This is a genomic window from Pseudoalteromonas sp. DL2-H2.2 (assembly GCF_021532535.1).
Classification (GTDB): Bacteria; Pseudomonadota; Gammaproteobacteria; order Enterobacterales; family Alteromonadaceae; genus Pseudoalteromonas; species Pseudoalteromonas rubra_A.
In genome coordinates, this window is the sequence record NZ_JAKGBD010000001.1 from 123,757 (window position 1) to 146,451 (window position 22,695).

Below are 22,695 nucleotides of genomic sequence, written 5' to 3' on the forward strand. Positions count from 1 at the left end.
TTATTTACATTGTGCGCCTTTGCGCCATACATTGCTGAAGATATCAGGGCGCGCACCTAGTGACCACCAGGTCGCCTGATACTCATAGCCGCTGTACGATACTTTGTCGCCAGTGCTGTAATAAGTACCTGCATTCCAGGCCTCTACACCACTACAACCACCGCCGTTGCCGCCATCTGTAACCGTGACATTAAGACTTTTTGACGCGGTTTTGTTGTTTGCGCCTGTCACTGTCAGAGTAACACTATAAGTACCGGCTTGTGCGTAAGTGTGGCTTGGATTGGTTTGAGCACTGGTGTTACCATCACCGAAGTTCCAGCTGTAAGTACCTGAGCTAGACTTGTTGCTAAACTGAACGCTCAGACCATTTGGCGTGGCGCTGAAGTCTGCAACTAAAACCGGCTGGTCGCTACACCCAGCGTTAACCAGGTAATCATAAGCGGCTTTCGCCTGTACGATACCATGACCATAGTAGTTATCACGGCCGGCTGAGCCTTTATCTTTAGCTGTGGCGTTCAGGGCAGAGCGGATCTGAGCGGCGCTACATTGCGGGAAGTTACTCCAGACCAGTGCAGCTACGCCCGATACATGAGGCGTTGCCATCGACGTACCACTGATGCTCTTGTAGCTATTGTCATTCCATGTTGAGTTAACGCCTACACCCGGGCCGGCAATTTCTACCTGACTATTGTATTGTGAGAAAGAGGCTACGCGCTCAGAGCTGTCTACGGCTGCCACGGATACCACGGCGTCATAAGATGCCGGATAGCTGAATGAGCTGTTTGAGCCATTACCCGCGGCTGCAATGTGTAGCATGCCGCGCTGTGCGCTTGATGCAAACGCGTTGCGCTCTGCACTTGAGCTGCCACTGCCACCTAAGCTCATGCTGGTCACATCTGCACCAGCGGCTTCACATTGTTCAATCGCCTTGATCAGATCTGAGCCATATGCCCAGCTGCCCTGGTCATTGAAGACCTTCACGATATGCAAACCAAGCTGACCTGATGGGTTGACGCCTACCACACCTTGTCCGTTGCCACCAAGCGCTGCAATGGTACCCGCTACGTGTGTACCGTGGCCGTTACCGTCCTGATACCAGTTACCTGTGTTATACGAGCCATGACCGTCATTCCCGGTGATGCCTGTGCTGGGAAGGTCAGGGTGGCCGCGTGTATAACCCGTGTCCATGATACACACTTTTTTGTTACCCGCGCTGGCATCGCTGACTAGGTTCGCCTGCACCATGTTAATGCCGTATGGGACCGATTCTGCATACGGTACAACAGATTCACTGCTCACCTCTGGCAAATAACGCTTAGGGTCGGCCTCAATAGACTCAATGCTGCCGCTTGCTTCCAGGTCGATAAGCTGCTCAGGCGTCAGCTCCATGACAACGGCATTGACGCTGGGCAGGGTCTCGATAGCTTGCGCATTCGCTTGAGTAGCAACACTGGCAAGCTCCTGTGCTTTAAACTGAGCCAGCTCAGCGGCTGATACGCGCATTGGTAGCGTATTGGCAACTGCCGAATCCTTAACTGTGACAATGACACGCTGCGTCTCTGCGGCTTGTGCTGTACCAAGTGCAGCAGTAACGCCCAGTGCGAGCAGTGAGTATTTTACGCTTGTTAGAACTTTGGTTTTCATAAGTTTACCTATATTACATGTTGTTAACCCTTATAACTAAAACAGGGAATGTCAACGCTGTCAATAATGAAAAAATAAGGAAAATTGTGCTGTGCAAAATTTATACTCAACGGGTGGGTTTTATAGATTGGTTTTTGTTGCAAATGCAACTTAATTGATATTTTATTTTTCAGAAGCCGGATAAAAAAATTAAAATTTTAATTGCTGATTCAGTGTCTTAATACTGTAACTTTGGCCGCCAGTGGTGAACTGTTCAAAGTCAATCTTGTTCAAGCCAGTGCCATGGATAGCCTGATATAAAGGTCTGAAATTTTCAGAATATGGCTGAAAAATAGCAATTTTTTGCTCGCCGATAGCACTGATCTTACGGTTATGGAATTTTCTAATCTCTGTCAGTAAATAGCCACCTAACAACACATGACCGCCCAGTGAAATATCGATGACATTTTCATGACCCTGATCCCAGTTAATGCCCCCGATATGTAACTGGTCTCTGAACTTAAGGTCGGTTGCGGCACGCGCTGCGCCTCGTGCGATTGCATCATTGGCACACCAGATCAGTCGTGTATCGGGAAATCTTTGTAGCAGTCCGCTGGCCAATTCATAAGCACTTTGTTCGGACCATTGTGCGTTGACCCGCTCTACTAAGTTTACACCATAAGTGCGGTTGGTATAGCCTAGCAGGCCTTGTTCGCGCTCAATGGCGGCGTTGGTGGCGACATCACCCAATAGCGCTAGCATGATGTGCCTGTCTGTCGTTTGTCTGCTGTCCTCGGGCAAGGACTCATGCAGTAATTTCGCAAGGATCCTGCCAGCCTGATAATTATCCGGCGTAACCGAGCCAAGCACACCTATCCCTTTTGCTGCAATGCGCTTGAGTGCGAGTTTGTCCGGGCTGTTGAGCAGAAAGGCTATGCGCTTATGTTCCCCCTGGACCGTCAGTAAGGCATCCGTTATCACGCCTTTTTCATCAACCAGGATCAGGTAATCGGCAGAGGAACTGAGTGCTTGCTGCGCCAGCTTCTTCATATCAATATGATTTCGCTCGGCGTACAGGGTAGTCAGCTCTATGTCGAGATCTTGGGCGGCGGCCTCCATCACTTTTGTGACATTATGCCAGAATGCGCCTGTCGGGTTATCTCGTTGATTGCCCGGATTGACAAAGGTGACCGTGATGGTTTGTGCAAAGCCTGTGAAAGTGACGAAGAGCAGCAGTACAACGGGCGTAATTATTTGTTTCATTGTGCTCCTCAATGACAGGTCGAACAGTTTGTTTGCTGCACGTTTACTTATATACTAGCGCATTCTTGTTAGAGGGGGAAAAATGAGACGCTTGATAATATTTCTTTTTTCTATGTGTTTTGCCCAAGTGGTAAGCGCACAGGAAGGCCAGGATCTGAACCAGACCATGAAAAACATGGGGCATGCATATAAACAAGCAATGGAGGCGCAACAGCCGGACGAGGTCAACAAGCACCTGAATACCATGCTATTGTTACTCCAACAGAGTAAACAACATCACTTTAAAGCGGATGTTAAATCACAATCTTTGCAAGGACTGGACAAGGTATCCGATATTATCCGCGAGGCACAAAGCTTAGTTGCGCAAGCGCAAATACAGCAGGCCAAACAATTACTCAAGCAGGTAGATGAGCTGAGAAAAGAGTACCACGAATTACACGAACCGCCGGGTTTCTGGGAGCTTTTATTCGGTAAATAGCCTACCTTAATTGTGTTACTTTAATTGGAGAATGCCGTGTGATAACGGCATTCTGCGTATTTGACGTTTAGATAGTCCAGCTGACATCAAATTTAATAGTGCGCTCGGTATGAAATGGTGCATCTTCGTCAGCGGTCGTTCTGTACAGGCGGTTGAACAGGTTTAGCACGCCCGCACGCAAGGTCCAGTGTTCATCTACAAACCAGTTAACGTTAAAGTCGACTACCAGGCTTTTGTCCAGATCTGTTTCACCTGATCCCGGCTGATGCTTCGCCAGTTGGTAGTTTAACGCGCTTTTGAATTCAAATGACTGCCACGCATAGCGCCCGGACAGACTCAACTTACGCGGAGCGATATCCGAGAGGTAATCACCCGTGTCACTTTCGCCTTTCTGATGTGTGTACCCCAGCGTGTAAGATAGCGCATCGCTCACCTCAACCTGCGTTGATATTTCAGCGCCAGAAATGCTTGCCTGGTCCAGGTTAAGATAGGTTCTGTCACCTGATGCCAGTTTCACGCGCTCGATATAATCATCCAGGCGCGTGTGGAACAAGCTCAGGGTGGTCTGGGCTTGTTGGCTGTCTACACGATAGGTCAACTCTAGCCCCTGGCTGGTTTCCGGGTCAAGATGCGGGTTGCCTATTGTGTTACCTCGCGGCGTGACCCCATTAAAGTAAAGCTCCGTCAGGGTTGGAAATCTGAACGCATTAGCATAGTTGAGTGACATGCTGTGTGCCTGCCACTGCTTACTCAAACCAAGGCTATGGCTGAGATGAGTGTCGGATTTGCTGACCCCAAAGTTGCTGGCTGTGAAGTGATCAAAGCGGGTGCCAAAGTCAGCTCGCCAGCTTTGCTGCTCCCAGATACCGTTAATAAACGCCGCAAAGTTATCTTGTTGACCATCCAGTAAGGTATTGAAAGTGGAGCTGGCAGTGGCTTTGAGATTGGTTTCCTGATCTGTGATCGAAACCCCGCGCCGGGCTGTCCAGTCCAGGCCAGCGCGCATCGGCAGGTTATCCCAGTTAAATTCATGGTACAAGTTTGCGCCAAGCGTATGAGATTGGTATTCAGTTAAATTATGTCGTTTGCCAATGCGCTGTACGTCGCTGTCCCAGTTTTGATAGTGGTGAAACACATTGACCAGCCACTGATCTGATTTAACAGACACCTGTGCCAGACTGTGCAAATCTTCCGGATACATTGCAATTTGATTTTCGGGGTAGGTTACACTGTTTTTCCCCACCTCTTTACTAACGGAAGGGAGCCACGACATATTCAGTTCAATATCATCTGCCAGCTGATGGTTATATCGGATGCTGGAAGAAAACTGCTCAAAGCCATTGTTGAGTTCATCACCATTGGGCGCATGGCTGCTGTTTTTCTTTCTGTACGCAAATGCCAGGTTGTAGTTTTCTTCACCCGTGATAGCGAGGATACGTCGCCCGTTACCTGTGTCTTCGACACCCAGCTCCAGCGTCTTTTGCTCTCCCTGAACCGAATTCATGGAGATGACACCACCGATGGCCTCAGAACCGTAGAGCATAGCAGCTGGGCCTTTTTGCACACTGGCCAGTTGCAACAAGCCCGGGTCGATGAAGGATGCTGAGTTACCTGCGCGCCGGTCTGTTAGCAACACAATGCCATTGACTTCAGTTCTTACCCGCCAGCGACTCAGGCCCCGGATGCTATAGCTCTGGTAGAGGCCTCCCTGGCCGTTTAATGAGACGCCCGGTACCTGAACAATCCAATCTGCAATCGTATTGCTCGCACCATGGAGGTCGTCCTTGCCTAAATGTTCTATGTTAACGTTTGTAAATGGCTCTGAGGCCAGTAAATTTTTACCGCCAATGACTTCAATTGTTTCAATGGCGCTGCTTTGGAGCGCTACCGTGGATAAAAGTAAAAACTGGATCATGTACAGCTAACCCTAAATTAATTGTCTTGACTCGTTAAGAGTTCATTCATATTTGATGAATTTCTGTTATTGTTACAGTTAAATGTACCTTTAATTGACATTTAGGTTAAGTCGTATGCGATGAAAAAACGCAATTTGTAACTTGTCGCATCTGTGCTTAACTTTGTTAATGTTTTTTAATCGGTGAACGGTTGGGAGCTGTGCCAATAAAGCTGTTTACTTACATTTTATTAAAAATATAACTACTTTAAAAAAGGGATAAATATGAAACTCTTACACCCTGTAAGCTTGGCCGTTGCAATTGCGCTGGGCGGTGCCAGTTATCTGGCGTATCAAAATGCGCAACCAAGCATGTACGAACAAAAAGCAGACTACCTGGCTGCAAAGGCTGAGAAAAAAGCTCAGTCACCAAAGCGATACGATAAGCCAAAAGAAGCGCAAGAGTTTTATATTGCACAGCGCCTGCCGAAAGGTGCACAAACGCTGCCGACCGAAAAATACTCGAAAGCATTGGCTCAGATTAAAACCATGCAGCGCTACTCACTGGCTGACAACAAAGTCGTTTTTGATTACAGACCTCGCGTGAACTCTGTTGATGGCATCAATCGAGAGCTCGGCCAGTGGGAAGAGCTGGGACCTGGTAATATCGGTGGCCGTACGAGAACGTTGATCATCCACCCAACAGAGCATGACATCATGTACACCGCGGGTGTTGCTGGAGGTGTTTGGAAAACCACCGATGCTGGTCAATCTTGGACGCCAATGAGCGATTTGGCGACTAACCTGGCGGTGACTACTTTGACTTTCGCACCGAACGATCCGAATACCATCTACGCAGGAACGGGTGAAGGTTTCTTTAATGCAGATGCTTTGCGCGGAGACGGCATTTTTAAATCTACCGATGGTGGTGCAACGTGGGAGCAGCTTGAGGCAACCGCAGGCAATGAGCTATTCCACTACACAAACAAGATTGTATTTAGTGAAAATGATCCGTCTACCCTTTATGCCGCAACGCGTGGCGGTGTACAGCGCTCAAAAGACAGTGGAGCAAGCTGGGAGACCGTATTTGTTGCCGAAGACGCAGCCGTTGGGTGTACTGATCTGACGCTGGTTGATGATGGTGACAAAGATGTCTTAGTTACTGCGTGTGGTTCCTTCGACACTGGCGGCATTCACCGCAGTGCGGATGGCGGTGATAACTGGGCAGCAGTACTGGTTGTTCCAAATCAGGGCCGTTCTACCATTGCTGTAGCACCGTCTGATAACAACATTATGTACGCCTTGCTGGCTAACATCAATGACCATGGTATGGAAGCTGTATACAAATCGGAAGATAAGGGCTTGACCTGGAATGCGACGGTAACTCGTGACTCGGCAGACGACTACAGTAAACTGCTACTGAGTAACACAGTGTATGGTTTGTTCCCGCAATGTGGTTATGGCCCTGAGCCTCAGTTCTACAATCAGGGCTGGTATGACAACATCATTGCTGTTGATCCCGTCAACCCTGATGTAGTCTGGACGGGCGGTATCGATACATTCCGCTCAGATGACGGCGGCAAAACGTTCGTACCCACCAGTATTTGGTGGTTTAGTATGGATCACCCGCTGTATGCCCACGCAGACCAACATACGATTGTTTTTCACCCAGCGTATGATGGCGTGAACAACACGACAATGTTTGTAGGTAACGATGGTGGTATTCAACGAACTGACAATGCGCTTGACGCGCGACTAGACCTCGCGCAGGTATGTGGTGCGAGCAGTGAACCTGCAGGCAAAGTAAACTGGCAGACGCTAAACAATGGCTATGCAGTAACACAATTCTATCATGGTACAGTGATGCCAGATGGCACTGCCTACTTTGGCGGTACTCAGGATAATGGTACTTTGCTTGGTGAAGATGGCGGATTTAACGAATGGCGCGAAATCACAGGGGGTGACGGCGGTTGGACAGCGGTTGATCCAACAAATCCAAACGTACTGTTCACCGAATATACCAACCTATCTATACAGAAGTCGACAGATGGCGGTGTGACATTTGCTGATTCTTTCAATGGCATAACCGGCGACGGCTTCCCGTTCATAACACGCTTCGAAATGGCACCATCTAACCCTCAGGTTCTTTGGATAGGTGGTAATCAGCTTTGGCGCACAACTGATCAGGCCGAAAACTGGGTAGCTGGCAGTCCTGTATTAGATAGTTCAGTATATGCAATCGGTATTGCTCCACAGGATGAGAACATCGTAGCGGCGGGTACGCGAGAAGGTTACATCTACATTAATTACGCAGCCGGAGAAGCAGATGCTGAGCAGCCCTGGCATAGTTTCAAAATTGGTGCTGAAGACGAGCGTGCAACGATCAGCGCCATCGCGTTTGACCCAACAGATGCACAAATTGCCTATGCGACAGTTTCGACGTTTGATCAGGCACATGTCTGGAAAACCACAGACGGCGGTAAGAGCTGGCTGCCTATCGACAAAGATATTCCAAACGTACCTGCGACCTCTGTGGCGGTTGATCCAAACAACGCTCAGCGCGTTATTATCGGTACAGATTTAGGCGTATTCATTTCTACTGACGGTGGTGAAAACTGGTTCGCTGATGGTTCTGGCCTGGCTAATACCAATGTCGCTAAGGTTACTTTCCATGGCAATGAGATTTTTGCTTTTACTCATGGACGTAGTGCATATAAAGTTTCGACTGCCACAGATGAACATTATGCATTTACGCTGGATGAGGACACTTCAGTAAATGTTGCATCAGCGTTTGCAGACAGGTTCTTAAATACTTTTGCATCGATTGAAATTGCTGAGCTACCTCAATCAGGCGAACTGATGCTGGAAGAAGAGTTACTGACAGTGGGTTCTGTTGTTGCGTTGGATAAGTTTGACATGGTGATCTACAAGCCAGATCCCGACTTTACTGGCGAAGATGTCTTCAAATTCACTGGTACTGCTGAAAAGGCTGAGTCTGGACAAGAGGTCACAGTTGAGCTTAACGTTGAAAACGTCAATGACATGCCTGTTATTGGAGAGCTTGAAAACCTTGAAGTGATGCTAGGTCAGCCTGTTGAGATTGACTTTAATGATCTGGTTTCTGATATCGACAGTGAAACATTAACACTGTCTATTGAACCGCAGATCCCGGGTCTTAGATTTTCGCAAGGTGTGCTGAGCGGTGTTGCCAGCAGTGTATTCAGCGGCGATATTAAGCTACATGCGACGGATGGTGAGTTTGAGGTATCAGCAAGCTTCTCAGTCAATATTTACGACGCATCTCCTGTTATCGAGTCAAATCAGCGCTTCGAAGTGCTTGAGAATACACCAATCGGTACTGTAGTCGGTCAATTGGTATTCAGTGATCCAGATGCCGAGGTATCACCAGTGGAAAAATTCCATGTCTATGGTAACAGCTTATTTAGTGTTGACGCTGAGGGTAAAGTAATCGTCGCGAAAGAGGTAGATTTTGAGTTCCAGGAAGAGGTTTACTTTGGCGTTCAAGCCGAAGATACCTACGGTAACTTGTCTAACCATACTGAAGTGCATGTTACAATCAGAGACCTGCGTGGCGATGATGACGACGACGACGACGGGGATTCAGGTTCATTCTCGTGGCTTGCATTGCTGAGCTTGCCGTTGGCAATGCTGCGCAGAAGGCGTAAATAGATATAAGTTGATATATCAGAAGGCGAGCCGGTGAAAACTGGCTCGCCTTTTTTGTATCCTGGTAAAGGGTAAAAATTAGCTATTTGATGTTGATGGCTGTGTCAAAGGTTACTTTTTATAACAAATTGTTGATAGATTGAGCGAACGGCATATAAAGCACTGGATATTCCGAAATAGACTGATATAACTAGCTATGGATTGAGAAACAGGAATTCGTCATGATGGACAAAACACAACAATTGGATAATAGCGTCATCGCTGAATTACAAAATAAAGATCATTCAGAGCAGTTAAAGCAACTGGATAATCTGAGCTGCACACATGGCGATATTATCGAGTTATTAGCACAGTACCTTGCTTTGAGTGAACAAGACGATGATAGCCAGTTTGATGCCTGGTACGATGCTTTATGCCAGGACCAGCTGAGGGTATTGAAGGCGTTTGAAATCTTCAGAGCCCACTATGAGCAGGCCCATTAAGTCATAAAGACCGACAGTAAGAGGTTTTAAGGCCTCTCGGTACAGTCGTATTCAGCGAATTGATAAGTCGTACTTTGCAATCAGGCTTTCAATATATTTGTAACGCATGGACATGGGCTTTTCGTGTTCCATGTGGTGGCTGAGCGCACGATTTAACAGCTTAAGTGCGCTAAGTAGCTCAGCTCGGTGCTGAGCCGGGATATGGCTGGCAGTGCGATCCTCGGTTAGTGCGTCTACCAGAGCGCGACCCAGGTCAATATAAACAATTTCCTCTATTAGCCCATTTTGGCTAATCACACCGTATTTACTGCACAGGAATTGTTGCCAGCTTTGTTGTATATGTTCGGGTAGGTCTTCATTAAAGCGACTGTCCTGGCTTATCAGGCCCTGTTGCGCACACTTACTGAGTACTTGAACGTACTTTTGCTGAAACAACTCGTAAGCATGGGATGATTGCTCCACCTGATGCTTCAGCAGTAGCTGGCCCCATAATTCAGCGCCTCTAGGGTAGTAATCTGTATGCTCAACGCATTCATAGAGGCCGAGGTAGGAACTGCACTTGATCTGGTTTTCCAGGCTATAACTGGCGTTAGGAAAAATACACATTTCCTGCCAATGCATAAGCTGATCAGATGTGACTCCAAGTGCGCTACAGAGCTCGTCAGCGCTGAAAAAGTGTGTACTGAGATGGTGTGTCAGACGCATAAATAAAATAACTGGTTATATATACAGTGTTTTGATTTTGACCGAAACCGTGTGTTTAGGCAAGCTGTTTTATAAATTTTCCAATTGCCCCTCGGATCTGACTTTCATTTGTGTTAAAACTTAGCGCCAAACAATGGATCAAACGAAATTTGTATGCGCAACATAGAATCGATTAAAAAAGCCAGTTTAATTACGGCTATCAAAACACCTTATGATTTACACGGCAACATTGACCTTGCCGGTTTTGACGCGCTTGTTGAGGCACAAATTGCAGCGGGCGCTGATGGGATTGTCGTCGGTGGCACGACGGGTGAAGGCCAGTTAATGAACTGGGAAGAGCACCTGATGCTGATTGCCCACAGTGTAAATCAATTTTCCGACAAGCTGGTGATCGTCGGCAACACTGGCAGTAATAATACGCGTGAAGCGGTTAAGGCGACGGAATATGGCTTTGCTTCGGGTATGGATGCGGCACTGCAGATCAATCCATACTATGGCCGCACTTCCGAGGCTGGTTTGTCGGAGCATTTCGCGCGTGTATTGGATATCGGCCCTGCGTTTATTTATAACGTACCTGGGCGGACAGGTCAGGATCTGACCCCCAAAATTATCGAGCCGCTGGCCGGTCACGCCAATTTTGTTGGCATGAAAGAGTGTGCCGGGCACGAGCGGATAGCCTATTATGAGCAAAAAGGCATTGCCTGTTGGTCGGGTAATGACGACCAGGCTCATGACAGCCGTCACGTACATCAGTCTCACGGAGTTATCTCTGTCACGTCAAACCTGGTTCCGCAGTTGTTTCGAGCACTGATAGACAGCCCAAATGAGCCGCTGAATGCGCAATTGCAGCCGTTAATGAATTGGTTGTTTTGCGAACCCAACCCGATTGCAATCAACACGGCACTGGCCATGACAGGTGCTGCATTACCTGTGTTTCGTCTGCCGTACGTACCACTGAGTGAATCCCAGCAAAGAACGGGTGTTGAATTGATCAATCAGCTCAATGCTGAAACAGTGGTTGGTGGCGTTGCCGATGTGATTAATCCTGCCGATGTTAAGCTATATTAACCACATGCAGGTGACACCGGGCAATTAAATAGCGTATAATCTGCGGCCCTTCATTATTGGTCGCAGGTTTTTGCAATGAATTTTAAGTCTTTCAGTTTTCCCGATGCCTTACTACAGGCGCTAGATGAATTAAATTTCCATACCCTGACACCGATACAGCAGGCGGCTATCCCCGTCGTCAGGCGCGGCCATGACGTGTTAGCAACTGCGCAAACCGGAACCGGTAAAACAGCGGCGTTTGCACTGCCTGTGATCCACCGTTTGCTGGAGGGAGAATCACTGAAGTCACCGCGCGCGCTGATCCTAGCGCCAACCAGAGAACTTGCAGAGCAAATAACCAACAACTGTCAAGCGTTTTGCCAGTATACTCCACTGACAGTACAGGCCGTGTTTGGTGGCGTTAACGTTGAAGGGCAGACACAGCGCCTGGCTCAGGGCGTTGATATTCTGGTTGCCACACCAGGGCGGCTGTTAGATTTGATCCGCCTGGGTGCTGTCAGCCTGGCACAGGTAAAGTACCTGGTGCTGGATGAGGCGGACCGTATGCTGGATATGGGCTTTGTTGCAGATATGCAAAAGGTCATCGACATGGTCAGCGAAGACAGACAGTTACTGCTATTTTCTGCGACTTTCCCGACTGCGGTTAAGCAATTTGCCAAGCAAGTACTGCGTGAGCCTAAATTAGTTCAGGCGGCAAAAGAAAATACCACCGCAGAAACCGTACGACACGTTGTTTACCCGGTTGAGCAAAAGCGTAAACAGGAGCTGCTGTCTGAGTTGATCGGCAAGAAAAACTGGTTGCAGGTCCTGGTTTTCGTCAATATGAAAGACGATGCCGACCAGCTGGTCAAAGAGCTGGAGCTTGATGGGATCAGTGCTACAGTCTGCCATGGTGATAAAAGCCAGGGCGCTCGTCGCAGGGCATTACGTGAGTTTAAAGAGGGCAAGGTCAGAGTGCTGGTTGCCACTGAGGTGGCGGCGCGCGGTATTGATATTGACGGACTCCCTCGCGTAATCAACTACGATTTACCTTACCTTGCTGAGGACTACGTGCACCGTATTGGTCGTACCGGCCGTGCGGGCAACTCGGGTCAGGCAATTTCTTTTGTGGCACGAGAAGAAGAGCAGACTTTGCTTCATATCGAAACTTTAATTGGCCAGAAAATAAAGCGCTATTATCTGCCCGGTTATGAGGTCGCCAGCCGCGAAAACCTGATTGAAAACCTGGCTAAGAAGCCGTCTCATCAGCGTCGTAAGGCGCGTACTAACCGTCCGAGCAATCAGGCCAGCGGTGAAGCGCGCGCTAAAAACCGCGCTAAGATTAGTAACGTTCGTCAGAGATTAAAAGGCGCTCAGCTAAAATTGCAAAAGTAGTTAATATCCTTCAGTCTGGCCTAGCAGGCCAGACTGAATACTCAGCGATACATGCCTAATTCTGTCCCTTCTTTTTTACATACCGCCTCAATCGCGGGGTGCCTTGAAATACCACCTAAGTAACGTCCCAGATGCTCAAATTGCAGCGGCGGCTTGGCAAGCTCATCGGCCCAGATACAGAGCATAAATAAATAGCAATCACAGACCGTGAACTGCTCACCAACCATATAGGTTTTATCTGCCAGATGTCTGTCGAGCAGGGTCAGCATATCTTGCACACGCGACTGTTGGGTTCTGACAATATCGTCATACATGAGTGCACTTTGCGTGTGGCGCTCCGGGTAAAAGTAGATCATCAGCTCAGCCTGAACTGTGGTCGTCAGATACATCAGCCACTGGTAAAATTCCGCTTTTTGTTTTGGCTCTGCAGGAATTAAATGACCATCAGGGTGCTTTTCACATAAGTAAAGACAAATAGCGGCACTTTCGAACAGAACAAACTCGTCATCAACTAAGGTTGGGATCCGTCCTGTCGGGTTGAGTTGTAAATATTGTGCCGACCGCTGCACATTTTTTTTTCTGTCGACCAGTTCAAGCTGGTAGGGGACCTTGAGGGCTTCAAGAACAAAGTGAGGCGCTAAACTCGCGTTTCGTGGATAGTAGAACAGTGTATACATGGTTAGCCTTAAATAGTTTATGTCGTAGGTTTAAACTCCTTTTCGGCGGTTCCTATAGGACTGTAGGACAGCATCAACCATTAAACAAATGGAACCTTGCATATTCGCCAAAAAAAATGCCAGCTTGCGCTGGCATAATTTGACTAGGGCTGATAATAAATCGGGGAGTTTGGCCCGACCGGCAAGCCGAATCCGAATACCCAGATATAGAACAGCGCCACCCAGCCGATAAAGAAACACATGCTGTAGGGCAGCATGGTCGCGACCAGAGTACCGATCCCCATGTCTTTTTTGTACTTGGTGGCCACCGCCAATATCAAACCAAAGTAACTCATCATAGGTGTGATCAGGTTAGTAACTGAGTCGCCAATTCGGTATGCGGCCTGAATGGTTTCAGGTGCATAGCCAACTAACATCAGCATAGGCACGAAGATAGGCGCGGTGACAGCCCACTGCGCAGAAGATGAGCCCAGGCTCAGGTTCACAACCGCACACATCAAAATAAACAGAACAAAGACTTCAGGGCCTGTCAGGTTCAGCGCTTGTAGCATCGCTGCACCGTTAATTGCCAAAATGGTACCCAGGTTGGTCCACTTAAAGAAGGCTACGAATTGAGCTGCAAAGAACACCAGCACTATGTACATACCCATAGAGCTCATGCTCTTACTCATGGCGTCGATGACGTCACGATCGTTGCGCATAGTGCCGACAACTCGTCCATAGACAAAACCGGGAATAGCGAATGTCACAAAGATGAATACAACAATGCCTTTGAGGAAAGGAGAGCCGGCGACGGCGCCTGTTTCAGGATGACGCAGAATGCCGTTTTCAGGCACAATGGTTAATGCCAGTAAGGCTGATACCACAAGTAAAGCAACACCAGCCCATTTCAGGCCAGACTTTTCTTTGTCTGTCAGGTGTTCAATGTTGTTGCTGGACAGGTCAATGCTGGCTTCGTCCGGGTTGTATTTGCCAAGGCGAGGCTCAACAATGGCTTCTGTTACCCAAGTACCTACGGTGGCTATCAGGAATACCGAGATCATCATGAAGTACCAGTTTGCCTCAGGGCCAACCTGGTAGGTTGGGTCAATCATCTGCGCGGCAGGTGTAGTGATACCGGCAAGCAGCGGGTCTATGGTGCCCAGTAACAGGTTGGCACTGTAACCACCAGATACCCCGGCAAAGGCTGCGGCAAGACCTGCAAGCGGGTGGCGTCCCAGGCTATGGAAAATCATGGCAGCGAGGGGGATCAACACAACATAACCGAGTTCAGAAGCTGTGTTAGAAAGAATTGCTGCGAACACAACCATAAAGGTAACTAATCGCTTAGATGCGCCCATGACCATACCGCGCATGGCCGCTGAAAGCATGCCTGAGTGTTCTGCTACACTCACACCCAATAGCGCAACCAATACGGTCCCCAGTGGCGCAAAGCCCGTAAAGTTAGTAACGAGACCGGTGACGATACGCTGCAGACCTTCTGCACTCATCAGGCTGACGACCTCGATCACACCGTCCGGCGCTCTGCCTTTTGCACCTTCCGGGCGCGGATCTATGGCACTGAGCCCCATCCAGTCTGCGATACCACTGAAAATGACAATGGCGATACAGAACATGGCAAACAGGGTGATAGGGTGGGGCAACATGTTGCCCAGAAACTCAACCGTTGCTAGAAAGCGGTTAAACAGGCCGCCTTGCTTTTGCTGGTTGGATTGATCAGCTGACGTCTCTACAGCATTCGACATAGCAAATTTCTCGATTATAAAAAATGCCGTTACTCTACCACCAATCGCGCATTTGTTTTATAGCTACGCGTTAATTTTGAAAGAATCTGAGACAAAATGAGTAAAATACCCACTTGTACCTATGAACACTGGTTACTGTTTAGCCTCATTAGCCATTTGATAGATAAAGTTAAGCTTGTTAATAAAGTCCTCTTTATTCTTTTCGTGTTGATAATCCAGGTGATAGGTGTTGTGAAAGCCAAACCTGAGTAACAAGGCGCTGCCTTCCAGGTAAATAGTGTAACCGTCCGGATCTGAGTAGGCTCGGATCCCTTCAAACAATTTGCCATTTTCATCGGCTTCACCGTGTTGCTGAATATATTCATAAACGGCGAGGATCTGGCGACTGTCGATATCGTTTTTCATTATCTGCTCCTGTTAATCTGCAAAGAGGTGCAATTTCCCTTAAATGGCTTGTAAATCAGTCCGTTTGGCACAAATCATCCGGACTAGTTCCACTGTAACGCAAGCTGTGGCAGGATCAATGGCTAATAGCGTATTTTTGGAGTTGTTTTGCAAATACATTTTTTAGGGACCTCGTCGGGCAGCCCCAGTTTGAGTCGAAATATGTCGGCAACTGGGGTCAGTTTCGAAAAATCCAAATCCTGGCTGCTGGTGGATTGCGGTGAAGCCACTCAGCATCAACTGCTTAAAGCAGAGCTCTCTCCCTATCACCTGAGCGTGATTTGCATTTCTCATTTACACGGTGACCATTGTTATGGCCTGCCAGGTTTGCTGGCGTCAATGGCTATGTCGGGCCGCACTGACCCTGTTTACTTGATTGCGCCACAGGCTGTGGTTCAGTTTGTTATGTCGACCCTGGCACTGACTCAGGTCACCTTGCCTTTTGACTTACATACGATGGCCATAGAGCAAAGTGATCAGTTTATTTCTTTAGGGTTTTGCTATATCGAGATCATCCCTTTGAAGCACAGGGTGCCAAGCTTTGGATTCAAAATCACAGAGGCGCTTATTCCGCGTAAACTGAGAATTAAACAATTGCAGAATGAGGGGATAGCAACCGGGCCGCACTACAACTTGCTGCAAAAAGGTCAGGATGTCATTTACCAGGGGCAAAGGCTTGCAGCCGACACTTATGCATTCCCCAGCTGGCGACCCAGAAGCGTGATTGTTTGTGGGGACAATGAAAAACCCTCGCTGCTGTCGTCATACTGCGACGATATAGATATGCTAGTGCACGAGGCGACATTTACTCACCCGGATCTGATGCGGGTTGGCACCCATACTGGTCACAGCGATGCTAAACGGGTTGCGCAGTTTGCCCAGCAATATCAGATCCCAGCACTCATACTGACCCACTTTAGTGTGCGTTATCATGGTGAGGGCATGCTTGACGTACTAGAGAATGAAGCCAGAACACACTTTCATGGGAATTTGCGCCTGGCTTACGACTTTTTGGTTTTAACTGTGCCTAAACAGCTACTTTCTGAGTGAGCAGAAAAGCCCCCAGTCTTGTTCGACCTGATTGGCATAACCGTTCGCTGTGTCAATCAGTTCATCTCTGGCCGCTGGCAAAACATCTGTAACGACCTGTTGAAACATCAACGAGCGGCGATCGCCACGCATGTGCGCATAGGCGAGCGCAGTAGCACAGGCTTGTGCGTACTGACATAAGCCATCGCGCTGGGCGGCGCGTTTGCCTAACACAATATGCTCAGGGTCAATGCCAACCCGAGCATGATGACGCGAGCGCACCAGCCAGTGTGTGCCTTGCCATAATGCATCATCTAAGACCAGATCGGGTCGGCGCTGCATTTTGCGCTGGCAATTAACGGTCAGGTGCGCATGGTTAAGGCGGTTGATTGGGCTCAGGTCGGTGAAATAATGTAATGGTGCAGCCAGTTGCTGTTGTTTGACTTCTACTATGTGATACAGCTCGGCAGAAGAGCAAAATTTAGGACCAACCAGCAGGTAGTAACGTTTCAGGTTATTAGACCCGGTTCCGGCATCCAGGCGCTCAACACAGTCGATTATCTCGTCATCGACATAGGGGCGGAAGTACTCAATCAAGGCATTGCTGAAATCTTCGTGTAAGCGAATAAATTTTTCATCATCATCCTTAAACTGAAGCGGGGTGTTATTCAAATCCACTTCTTTGGCCAGGCTACTCTTAAGGTTAAAGGCAGCGCCCCCGACCAGACGTTGTAAGCCTTTTTGCCAGCGTTTATGTAAAATATGCTCCTGAGCGAACTGAGTAAGGGCGCTTTGGTTGTTGTTTTCTCCGCGTAACGACGCCTCACAGGTGGCCACATAGCTATCGATAAAAGTGTGCTGAGCCCGGTGAACCTGTGCCATGTCAGCCAGGGGCTTCTGCCTCAGCTTCATATCCTCACTGTTACTTTGCAACAAGGCACCTTCTTGCTGGGCCAGAGGCAGGCTGACCAAAAAACGCAGCAGGTCCCATACTGCATGGCCGACGCAGGCATCATCAAAGTCGTTCGGCGAAAAAACCAAAGTGCCGCCGTGCGAGCCTTCTTCGCTTAAAAACCCAAAGTTACTGGCATGACAGTCTCCGAGCACGTTAGTTAAAGGTAACTCAAACAGGGTTTTAGGCAATGAAATAACCTCTTGCGCCAGATCCCGATACATCAAAGGGGCACAGCCACGGAAAAAGCGAAATGCGCTGGAGGCCATCTTGCTGTGCTTAGCTAAGGTCATGCTGGGATGTGTCCCGTCATGATGATCAAAATATTGACCGAGTACATCTGCTCTTTCCATTAGTCCTTCCTCTTGTGTTTTATACCTAAATGCTCTTTTGCCAATCTGACCACGTTTGGGTCCACCGGTGGGGGAGCTGTGTCTACTCCGTCGCTGAGTGTTTTTACCAGGGTCTTGAGTATCTCTACCCGGGTATACCATTTATGCTCCCCAAGGACCAGATGCCAGGGAGCTTGCTGGGTATCGGTGCGGGCAAACATATCGTCTATGGCTTGTTCATAATCGTCGCGTCTGTTGCGGTTACGAATATCTTCTTCAGTCAGTTTCCAGCGCTTATAAGGATTATTAAGACGCTCTTCAAAGCGTTTCAGCTGCTCCTGAGCACTGATATGCAGAAATAGTTTCACCACCTTCACATTGTCATCATGAAGCAGGCGTTCAAACTCGTTAATTTCCTGATAGGCCCGTTGCCATTCACTCGGTGCTGCGAACGCTTCTACGCGTTCGACCAACACACGGCCATAGTAGGAGCGGTCAAAGATGGTCAGCGTACCGGCCTTTGGCAGTTTATTGTAAAAGCGATAGAGATAATGCCTGCCTTGTTCTTCGTCTTTTGGCGCGCTGATGGGAAAAACCTGATAACCCCTTGGGTCCAGCCGTTCAGTGATGCGGCGAATAGCGCCCCCTTTGCCGGCCGCATCCCAACCTTCAAAGATGATCAGCGCGCGGCGTCCCTGGTGAAAGTAGGCTTGCTGCACGTGCAACAGCTCGTTTTGCCAGTATTTCAGCGCTCGCCGATAGGCTTTTTTGTCATCCAGTGCCGGATGCTCCAGCGGTGCTTTGACCGTGATCTGGCGATTTAATAATACACTAAGCTTAGGTTCAATATTCACAACTCTACCTCGTTGGCAGTGATCACTGTCATGGTCGCGCTTTTTGCCAGCTTGATACCTCTACGCTAGCTCAGAACAATGACAGTTTTGTTAAGACTGTTTTGTGACATTTGAAAACTTAACCGTCATTGCTTTTCAAAACAACCACAATGTTGCGCCATACTGACAGAGTTTTTGCTTTAAAAGGTTGATCTCGCCATAGAATCGATGCAATCAGGCAATAAAAAAGCAGCCGGATGGCTGCTTTGACAAGTTACTGTGATAGCGCGATTAGCGCGCGTTAGTACTTTCGAAAATCTTGTCGGCAGATGCTGCAACAAAACCTGTGTAGATTTCGCCATCTGGCTTGTTATAGCGCAGCGCAAACTCGTAGAAACAGCTTGGAATGCTGAACTCGCCATCGCTGAATGCCACAGCTTGATGGTCTGCCAGTGTTGATGATTGCTCAAGCAGCACCTCCGGTGAACCTTTGATTTCACCACCAGAGGCGTTCAGTTCAAATCCGGCGTCTTTCAGTGCCTGGTTCACCGCTTCGATGGTTTCAAAGTTACCCAGGTGGTTGATGCTCACTGTGAAGTGGTTAGCACGGTAGCCCCATGCCGCCATCCAGGCAGCGTATTCAGACTCGGCCAGCAACTGCTTGTAGGTTTCGTGGCTGACTTGCCAGTGCGTACCTGAGTACAGGAAGTTTTCCGCAGTAACGGCGCTCTCGTCGATTTGCTCAACCAGCTCGTTAACGATAGCTTGCAGTTCAGGTGAGCACTTTTCTACCATCAGCTCAGAAATGAACACTTTTGGTTTGGTCGGATCGCTGTGCTCAAAGTGCTTGGCATAGAGTTTTTTGGCTTCAAAATGGTATTCACCGCACTCTGTATAGCCAACCGCTTTGAAATGCGCTGCCAGTTTTTCCAGGCCAATTTTTTCGTGGTTAAAGGTGCGCAGTGCAATATGATCGTTGATCACATCATCCTGTTGCGTAGAACCAAGTAGTTCGTGGACTTTAACAGCTGAAGGAGTAACTTCTAGGTAGTTATTCCATAGTTTTTCAAATAAGCTATCTACATTGTTGTGCATAATGACAATCCTTAAAATGGCGGCCCAGCCGCGTTAAATGTTACGACTAAGCACGACGCAAACTTTTAATTCGATTTTTACCAGGCGCTTAAGCATTGTTGCTCAAAGCACCAGAGTTAATATGTTTGTTACAGGATAAACCCGCTTATCTCATCGCCTTCTGATACTTGTAGTGCCGAGGCGATGTCTGCCGTCACTTTGAAAGCGGCGGTATTACCACACCAGTTAACCTGAGTGTCAAAGGTGGCTCTGAAATGCGCTAAACCACAGTTAGAGACGGACCAGGTTTGCGCTTCGGTCAGGTTTAATTCTTCGGGCTTGACGATGCGCACAGCGCCACGCTTGGTTTCACGGACCGTTTTGATATTTTGCAGTCTCGACTCAACAGTCGGGCCTGCATCAAACAAGTCCACATAACCACGGTGTTCAAAGCCTTCTTTTTCCAGCAGACGCAGCGCAGGCTTGGTTTTTTCATGCACCTGGCCTATCACGGCTTGTGCTTTTTTGCTCAGTAAGTTGGCGTAAATTGGGTATTTAGGCATCAGCTCACTGATAAATACCTTATCGCCCAGACCAACCAGGTGATCTGCCTGAGGAAACTCAATGCTGAAGAAATGTTCCTGCAACCACTGCCAGAAAGGGGAGTGTCCGTCTTCGTCACTCACGCCGCGCATCTCCGCGATAACCGTGTCGCTAAAGCGATCTGCGTGCAACGCCATAAAGTTAAAGCGCGAACGCGACAGGAAGCGGCCTGCCAGTCCCTTACGGAACGGCTCTCTGAGAAACAATGTACAGATCTCGGATGCGCCGGTGTAGTCGTTACACATGCTCAGAATGTCGACCGTATTGTATACATTCAGGGTGCGAGAATGGTGTACCGTTTTGCCCAGGTGATAGTGATATAAAGGGGTCTGCATACCAACCGCTGCTTCAATTGCGGTGGTGCCTAAAATTTCGCCGCTGTCGCTGTCTTCCAGTACAAATAAGTAGCCTTCATCTTTTGGCTGCGCAACGGTTTTTGCAAAGCTTTGCTCTGAGCGCGCAATTTTACTGCTCAGCAAGTCATCATCTACCGGCAATGAGGTAAACCCATGGCCCGATTCGATGGCGATGGTTTTGAGCGCCGCAAAGTCTTTTTCTGAAATGGGTCTGAGTACTTGCATAGTTTTAACAGGGCGCTTGCGCGCCCCTGCCGATTAACCGTTAACTACGTCTGCTACAGCCAGCTCAAAGCGAGCCAGACCGGCCTGGATATCTTCGTCAGGAATAACCAGAGAAGGGGTGAAGCGAACAACATTGGTACCTGCAACCAGGGCCATCAGGCCATGTTTACCACTTGCTACCAGGAAGTCACGAGCGCGACCGTTAAATTGGTCGTTTAACACGGCGCCCAGCAGTAATCCTTTACCACGTACTTCACTAAATACGTTGTACTTTTCGTTGATGGCAGCCAGTCCGTCGCGGAACAATTGCTCTTTGCGCTTTACATCGGCTAGCAGTTGCGCGTCGTTAACAGTATCAAACGCAGCTTCGGCTACAGCACATGCCAGCGGGTTACCGCCGTAAGTAGAGCCATGAGTACCAATTTTAAGGTGTTTAGCAATCTCTTTGGTTGTCAGCATTGCACCAATTGGGAAACCACCACCCAGCGCCTTTGCGGTCGTCAGGATATCCGGAGTCACGTTAAGACCCTGGTAAGCATAAAGGTCGCCAGTACGACCAACACCTGTTTGTACTTCGTCAAAGATCAATAATGCGTTGTGCTTGTCACACAGCTCGCGCACGCCCTGAATAAATTCGTTTGTTGGAGGAATGATACCGCCTTCGCCCTGAAGGGGTTCCATCATCACTGCACAAGTCTTGTCGGAGATAAGCTTGGCAAAGGTTTCAAGGTCGTTGTAATCAACGTGCGTTACGTCCTGAGGCTTAGGACCGAAACCATCTGAGTAAGCTGCCTGACCACCTACAGTCACAGTGAAAAAGGTTCGACCGTGGAAGCCTTTGTTGAAGGCAATGATCTGGGTCTTTTCTTCTGAGTAGTTATCAATGGCCCAGCGGCGTGCCAGCTTGAGTGCTGCTTCGTTTGCTTCTGCGCCTGAGTTTGCAAAGTAAACTTGTTCGCCAAAGGTCGCATCTGTGAGTTTTTTTGCCAGGCGAAGGGCCGGCTCGTTGGTCATTACGTTAGACAGGTGCCAGATTTTCTCACCTTGCTCTTTCAGCGCGTTAACCAGGGCAGGGTGACAATGGCCCAGACAGTTTACGGCAATACCGCCAGCGAAGTCGATGTACTCGTCGCCTTTTTGGTCCCAAACACGTGAGCCCTTGCCTTTAACCGGGATCACTTCAGACGGATTGTAGTTTGGTACCATTACCTCATTAAACAACTCGCGATTCACTTGCATGACGACTTCCTCTTAAAAATCTTTACAACTTAGGGACAGAACCGGCTATTGATTGCAATAGACGGTGTCGCTTTCCCCGCTTTTTGTCATTATTACGCGTTGCGTTGTCAATTTGCAGTGCAAAAATAAATAAAATGATTAAAATAACAGTCAAAATGACGATTTAAGTTTTCACAATGATCCATTCACAAGACGAACGTTTACTTTCTGAGCTGAGGAAAAATGCCCGCGCCAGCATCTCTGAATTGGCCAGAACCCTGGATATGTCCAGAACGACGGTCCAAAGTCGATTGCAAAAACTCGAACAAAATGGGGTGATCCAGGGGTATAGTGTGGAGCTGGGCAGGCAGTATCAGGAATCTCAGGTTGCAGCGCATGTTTCCATCAAGGTCCGGCAGAAGCTGACCGCACAAACCAATAATGCACTGAAGCAGATCAACAACATTTCAGCTTTGTATGCGATTAGTGGCGAATATGACATGATCGCAGAAGTAGAGGCGCAAAGCCTTGAGCAGCTCAGTCAGCTGCTCGATGATATTGGCAACCTGGAAGGGGTGGAGCGGACCACATCCTCGGTAATTTTAGAAACTAAGTTCAAACGCTGAACAGAGC

The 22,695-nt window shown here is 48.4% G+C and carries 19 protein-coding genes; 7 read left to right on the forward strand and 12 right to left on the reverse strand.

What is annotated here, in order from left to right:
- Positions 1-1,644, reverse strand: coding sequence for a S8 family serine peptidase (locus L1285_RS00480; protein WP_235410527.1), 1,644 nt, complete (start codon positions 1,642-1,644; stop codon positions 1-3).
- Between the two features lie 189 nt (positions 1,645-1,833).
- A complete protein-coding gene (locus tag L1285_RS00485; RefSeq protein ID WP_235410528.1) occupies positions 1,834-2,886 on the reverse strand; it encodes an ABC transporter substrate-binding protein in 1,053 nt (350 codons plus the stop codon).
- Between the two features lie 82 nt (positions 2,887-2,968).
- Here L1285_RS00485 and L1285_RS00490 point away from each other — a divergent pair, with 82 nt between their 5' ends.
- Entirely contained in the window at positions 2,969-3,364 is a 396-nt protein-coding gene (locus L1285_RS00490; RefSeq protein ID WP_235410529.1) for a cytochrome b562, read from the forward strand.
- A 67-nt stretch (positions 3,365-3,431) separates the two neighbouring features.
- On the opposite strand, the gene L1285_RS00495 is transcribed toward L1285_RS00490, so the two are convergent.
- Complete coding sequence (locus tag L1285_RS00495; protein ID WP_235410530.1) at positions 3,432-5,279, reverse strand: TonB-dependent receptor; 1,848 nt, start codon at positions 5,277-5,279, stop codon at positions 3,432-3,434.
- Between the two features lie 264 nt (positions 5,280-5,543).
- On the opposite strand from L1285_RS00495, the gene L1285_RS00500 reads away from it, so the two are divergent.
- Both L1285_RS00500 and L1285_RS00505 read left to right on the forward strand, forming a co-directional pair.
- Positions 5,544-8,948: a rhombosortase-dependent cadherin domain-containing protein gene (locus tag L1285_RS00500; protein WP_235410531.1), complete on the forward strand. Its 3,405-nt coding sequence runs from the start codon at positions 5,544-5,546 to the stop codon at positions 8,946-8,948.
- A 221-nt stretch (positions 8,949-9,169) separates the two neighbouring features.
- Positions 9,170-9,427 carry a hypothetical protein gene (locus L1285_RS00505; RefSeq protein ID WP_082078863.1) on the forward strand — a complete coding sequence of 86 codons (258 nt, stop codon included), beginning with the start codon at positions 9,170-9,172 and terminating at the stop codon, positions 9,425-9,427.
- A gap of 51 nt (positions 9,428-9,478) precedes the next feature.
- Here L1285_RS00505 and L1285_RS00510 read toward each other — a convergent pair whose 3' ends face one another.
- A complete protein-coding gene (locus tag L1285_RS00510; protein ID WP_046004259.1) occupies positions 9,479-10,132 on the reverse strand; it encodes a DUF6058 family natural product biosynthesis protein in 654 nt (217 codons plus the stop codon).
- 153 nt (positions 10,133-10,285) lie between these two features.
- Here L1285_RS00510 and dapA point away from each other — a divergent pair, with 153 nt between their 5' ends.
- Positions 10,286-11,200: a 4-hydroxy-tetrahydrodipicolinate synthase gene (gene dapA / locus L1285_RS00515; protein WP_235410532.1), complete on the forward strand. Its 915-nt coding sequence runs from the start codon at positions 10,286-10,288 to the stop codon at positions 11,198-11,200.
- A gap of 75 nt (positions 11,201-11,275) precedes the next feature.
- Positions 11,276-12,574 carry a DEAD/DEAH box helicase gene (locus L1285_RS00520; protein WP_235410533.1) on the forward strand — a complete coding sequence of 433 codons (1,299 nt, stop codon included), beginning with the start codon at positions 11,276-11,278 and terminating at the stop codon, positions 12,572-12,574.
- A gap of 41 nt (positions 12,575-12,615) precedes the next feature.
- Here L1285_RS00520 and L1285_RS00525 read toward each other — a convergent pair whose 3' ends face one another.
- The 3 genes from L1285_RS00525 to L1285_RS00535 form a co-directional block, all read right to left on the reverse strand.
- Positions 12,616-13,251 carry a glutathione S-transferase family protein gene (locus tag L1285_RS00525; protein WP_235410534.1) on the reverse strand — a complete coding sequence of 212 codons (636 nt, stop codon included), beginning with the start codon at positions 13,249-13,251 and terminating at the stop codon, positions 12,616-12,618.
- A gap of 143 nt (positions 13,252-13,394) precedes the next feature.
- Complete coding sequence (locus L1285_RS00530) at positions 13,395-14,996, reverse strand: AbgT family transporter (RefSeq protein ID WP_046005275.1); 1,602 nt, start codon at positions 14,994-14,996, stop codon at positions 13,395-13,397.
- A gap of 132 nt (positions 14,997-15,128) precedes the next feature.
- Positions 15,129-15,401: a DUF3081 domain-containing protein gene (locus L1285_RS00535; protein ID WP_046005274.1), complete on the reverse strand. Its 273-nt coding sequence runs from the start codon at positions 15,399-15,401 to the stop codon at positions 15,129-15,131.
- A 147-nt stretch (positions 15,402-15,548) separates the two neighbouring features.
- On the opposite strand from L1285_RS00535, the gene L1285_RS00540 reads away from it, so the two are divergent.
- Positions 15,549-16,490: a ribonuclease Z gene (locus L1285_RS00540; RefSeq protein ID WP_235410535.1), complete on the forward strand. Its 942-nt coding sequence runs from the start codon at positions 15,549-15,551 to the stop codon at positions 16,488-16,490.
- On the opposite strand, the gene L1285_RS00545 is transcribed toward L1285_RS00540, so the two are convergent.
- From L1285_RS00545 to L1285_RS00565, 5 genes are all read right to left on the reverse strand, one after another.
- Positions 16,476-17,774, reverse strand: coding sequence for a DUF2252 family protein (locus tag L1285_RS00545; protein WP_235410536.1), 1,299 nt, complete (start codon positions 17,772-17,774; stop codon positions 16,476-16,478). The two genes, L1285_RS00540 and L1285_RS00545, sit on opposite strands and share 15 nt — an antisense overlap.
- Positions 17,774-18,607, reverse strand: coding sequence for a polyphosphate kinase 2 family protein (locus L1285_RS00550; RefSeq protein ID WP_235410537.1), 834 nt, complete (start codon positions 18,605-18,607; stop codon positions 17,774-17,776). Before L1285_RS00550 ends, L1285_RS00545 begins: the two co-directional genes overlap by 1 nt.
- Positions 18,608-18,877: 270 nt before the next feature.
- Complete coding sequence (locus L1285_RS00555; RefSeq protein WP_235410538.1) at positions 18,878-19,681, reverse strand: DUF1338 domain-containing protein; 804 nt, start codon at positions 19,679-19,681, stop codon at positions 18,878-18,880.
- Between the two features lie 128 nt (positions 19,682-19,809).
- Positions 19,810-20,844, reverse strand: a complete 1,035-nt coding sequence (gene astA, locus L1285_RS00560) for an arginine N-succinyltransferase (RefSeq protein ID WP_235410539.1) — start codon at positions 20,842-20,844, stop codon at positions 19,810-19,812.
- Between the two features lie 33 nt (positions 20,845-20,877).
- Positions 20,878-22,083, reverse strand: coding sequence for an aspartate aminotransferase family protein (locus tag L1285_RS00565; protein ID WP_046005268.1), 1,206 nt, complete (start codon positions 22,081-22,083; stop codon positions 20,878-20,880).
- Positions 22,084-22,259: 176 nt separating this feature from the next.
- On the opposite strand from L1285_RS00565, the gene L1285_RS00570 reads away from it, so the two are divergent.
- Positions 22,260-22,688, forward strand: coding sequence for an Lrp/AsnC family transcriptional regulator (locus L1285_RS00570; RefSeq protein WP_046005267.1), 429 nt, complete (start codon positions 22,260-22,262; stop codon positions 22,686-22,688).
- Positions 22,689-22,695 lie beyond the last annotated feature (7 nt).

Coding starts and splice junctions, on each gene's coding strand:
- L1285_RS00480 (WP_235410527.1), bottom strand. CDS start 1,644: ATGAAAACCAAAGTTCTAACAAGCGTAAAATACTCACTGCTCGCACTG.
- L1285_RS00485 (WP_235410528.1), bottom strand. CDS start 2,886: ATGAAACAAATAATTACGCCCGTTGTACTGCTGCTCTTCGTCACTTTC.
- L1285_RS00490 (WP_235410529.1), top strand. CDS start 2,969: ATGAGACGCTTGATAATATTTCTTTTTTCTATGTGTTTTGCCCAAGTG.
- L1285_RS00495 (WP_235410530.1), bottom strand. CDS start 5,279: ATGATCCAGTTTTTACTTTTATCCACGGTAGCGCTCCAAAGCAGCGCC.
- L1285_RS00500 (WP_235410531.1), top strand. CDS start 5,544: ATGAAACTCTTACACCCTGTAAGCTTGGCCGTTGCAATTGCGCTGGGC.
- L1285_RS00505 (WP_082078863.1), top strand. CDS start 9,170: ATGGACAAAACACAACAATTGGATAATAGCGTCATCGCTGAATTACAA.
- L1285_RS00510 (WP_046004259.1), bottom strand. CDS start 10,132: ATGCGTCTGACACACCATCTCAGTACACACTTTTTCAGCGCTGACGAG.
- dapA (WP_235410532.1), top strand. CDS start 10,286: ATGCGCAACATAGAATCGATTAAAAAAGCCAGTTTAATTACGGCTATC.
- L1285_RS00520 (WP_235410533.1), top strand. CDS start 11,276: ATGAATTTTAAGTCTTTCAGTTTTCCCGATGCCTTACTACAGGCGCTA.
- L1285_RS00525 (WP_235410534.1), bottom strand. CDS start 13,251: ATGTATACACTGTTCTACTATCCACGAAACGCGAGTTTAGCGCCTCAC.
- L1285_RS00530 (WP_046005275.1), bottom strand. CDS start 14,996: ATGTCGAATGCTGTAGAGACGTCAGCTGATCAATCCAACCAGCAAAAG.
- L1285_RS00535 (WP_046005274.1), bottom strand. CDS start 15,401: ATGAAAAACGATATCGACAGTCGCCAGATCCTCGCCGTTTATGAATAT.
- L1285_RS00545 (WP_235410536.1), bottom strand. CDS start 17,774: ATGGAAAGAGCAGATGTACTCGGTCAATATTTTGATCATCATGACGGG.
- L1285_RS00555 (WP_235410538.1), bottom strand. CDS start 19,681: ATGCACAACAATGTAGATAGCTTATTTGAAAAACTATGGAATAACTAC.
- astA (WP_235410539.1), bottom strand. CDS start 20,844: ATGCAAGTACTCAGACCCATTTCAGAAAAAGACTTTGCGGCGCTCAAA.
- L1285_RS00565 (WP_046005268.1), bottom strand. CDS start 22,083: ATGCAAGTGAATCGCGAGTTGTTTAATGAGGTAATGGTACCAAACTAC.
- L1285_RS00570 (WP_046005267.1), top strand. CDS start 22,260: ATGATCCATTCACAAGACGAACGTTTACTTTCTGAGCTGAGGAAAAAT.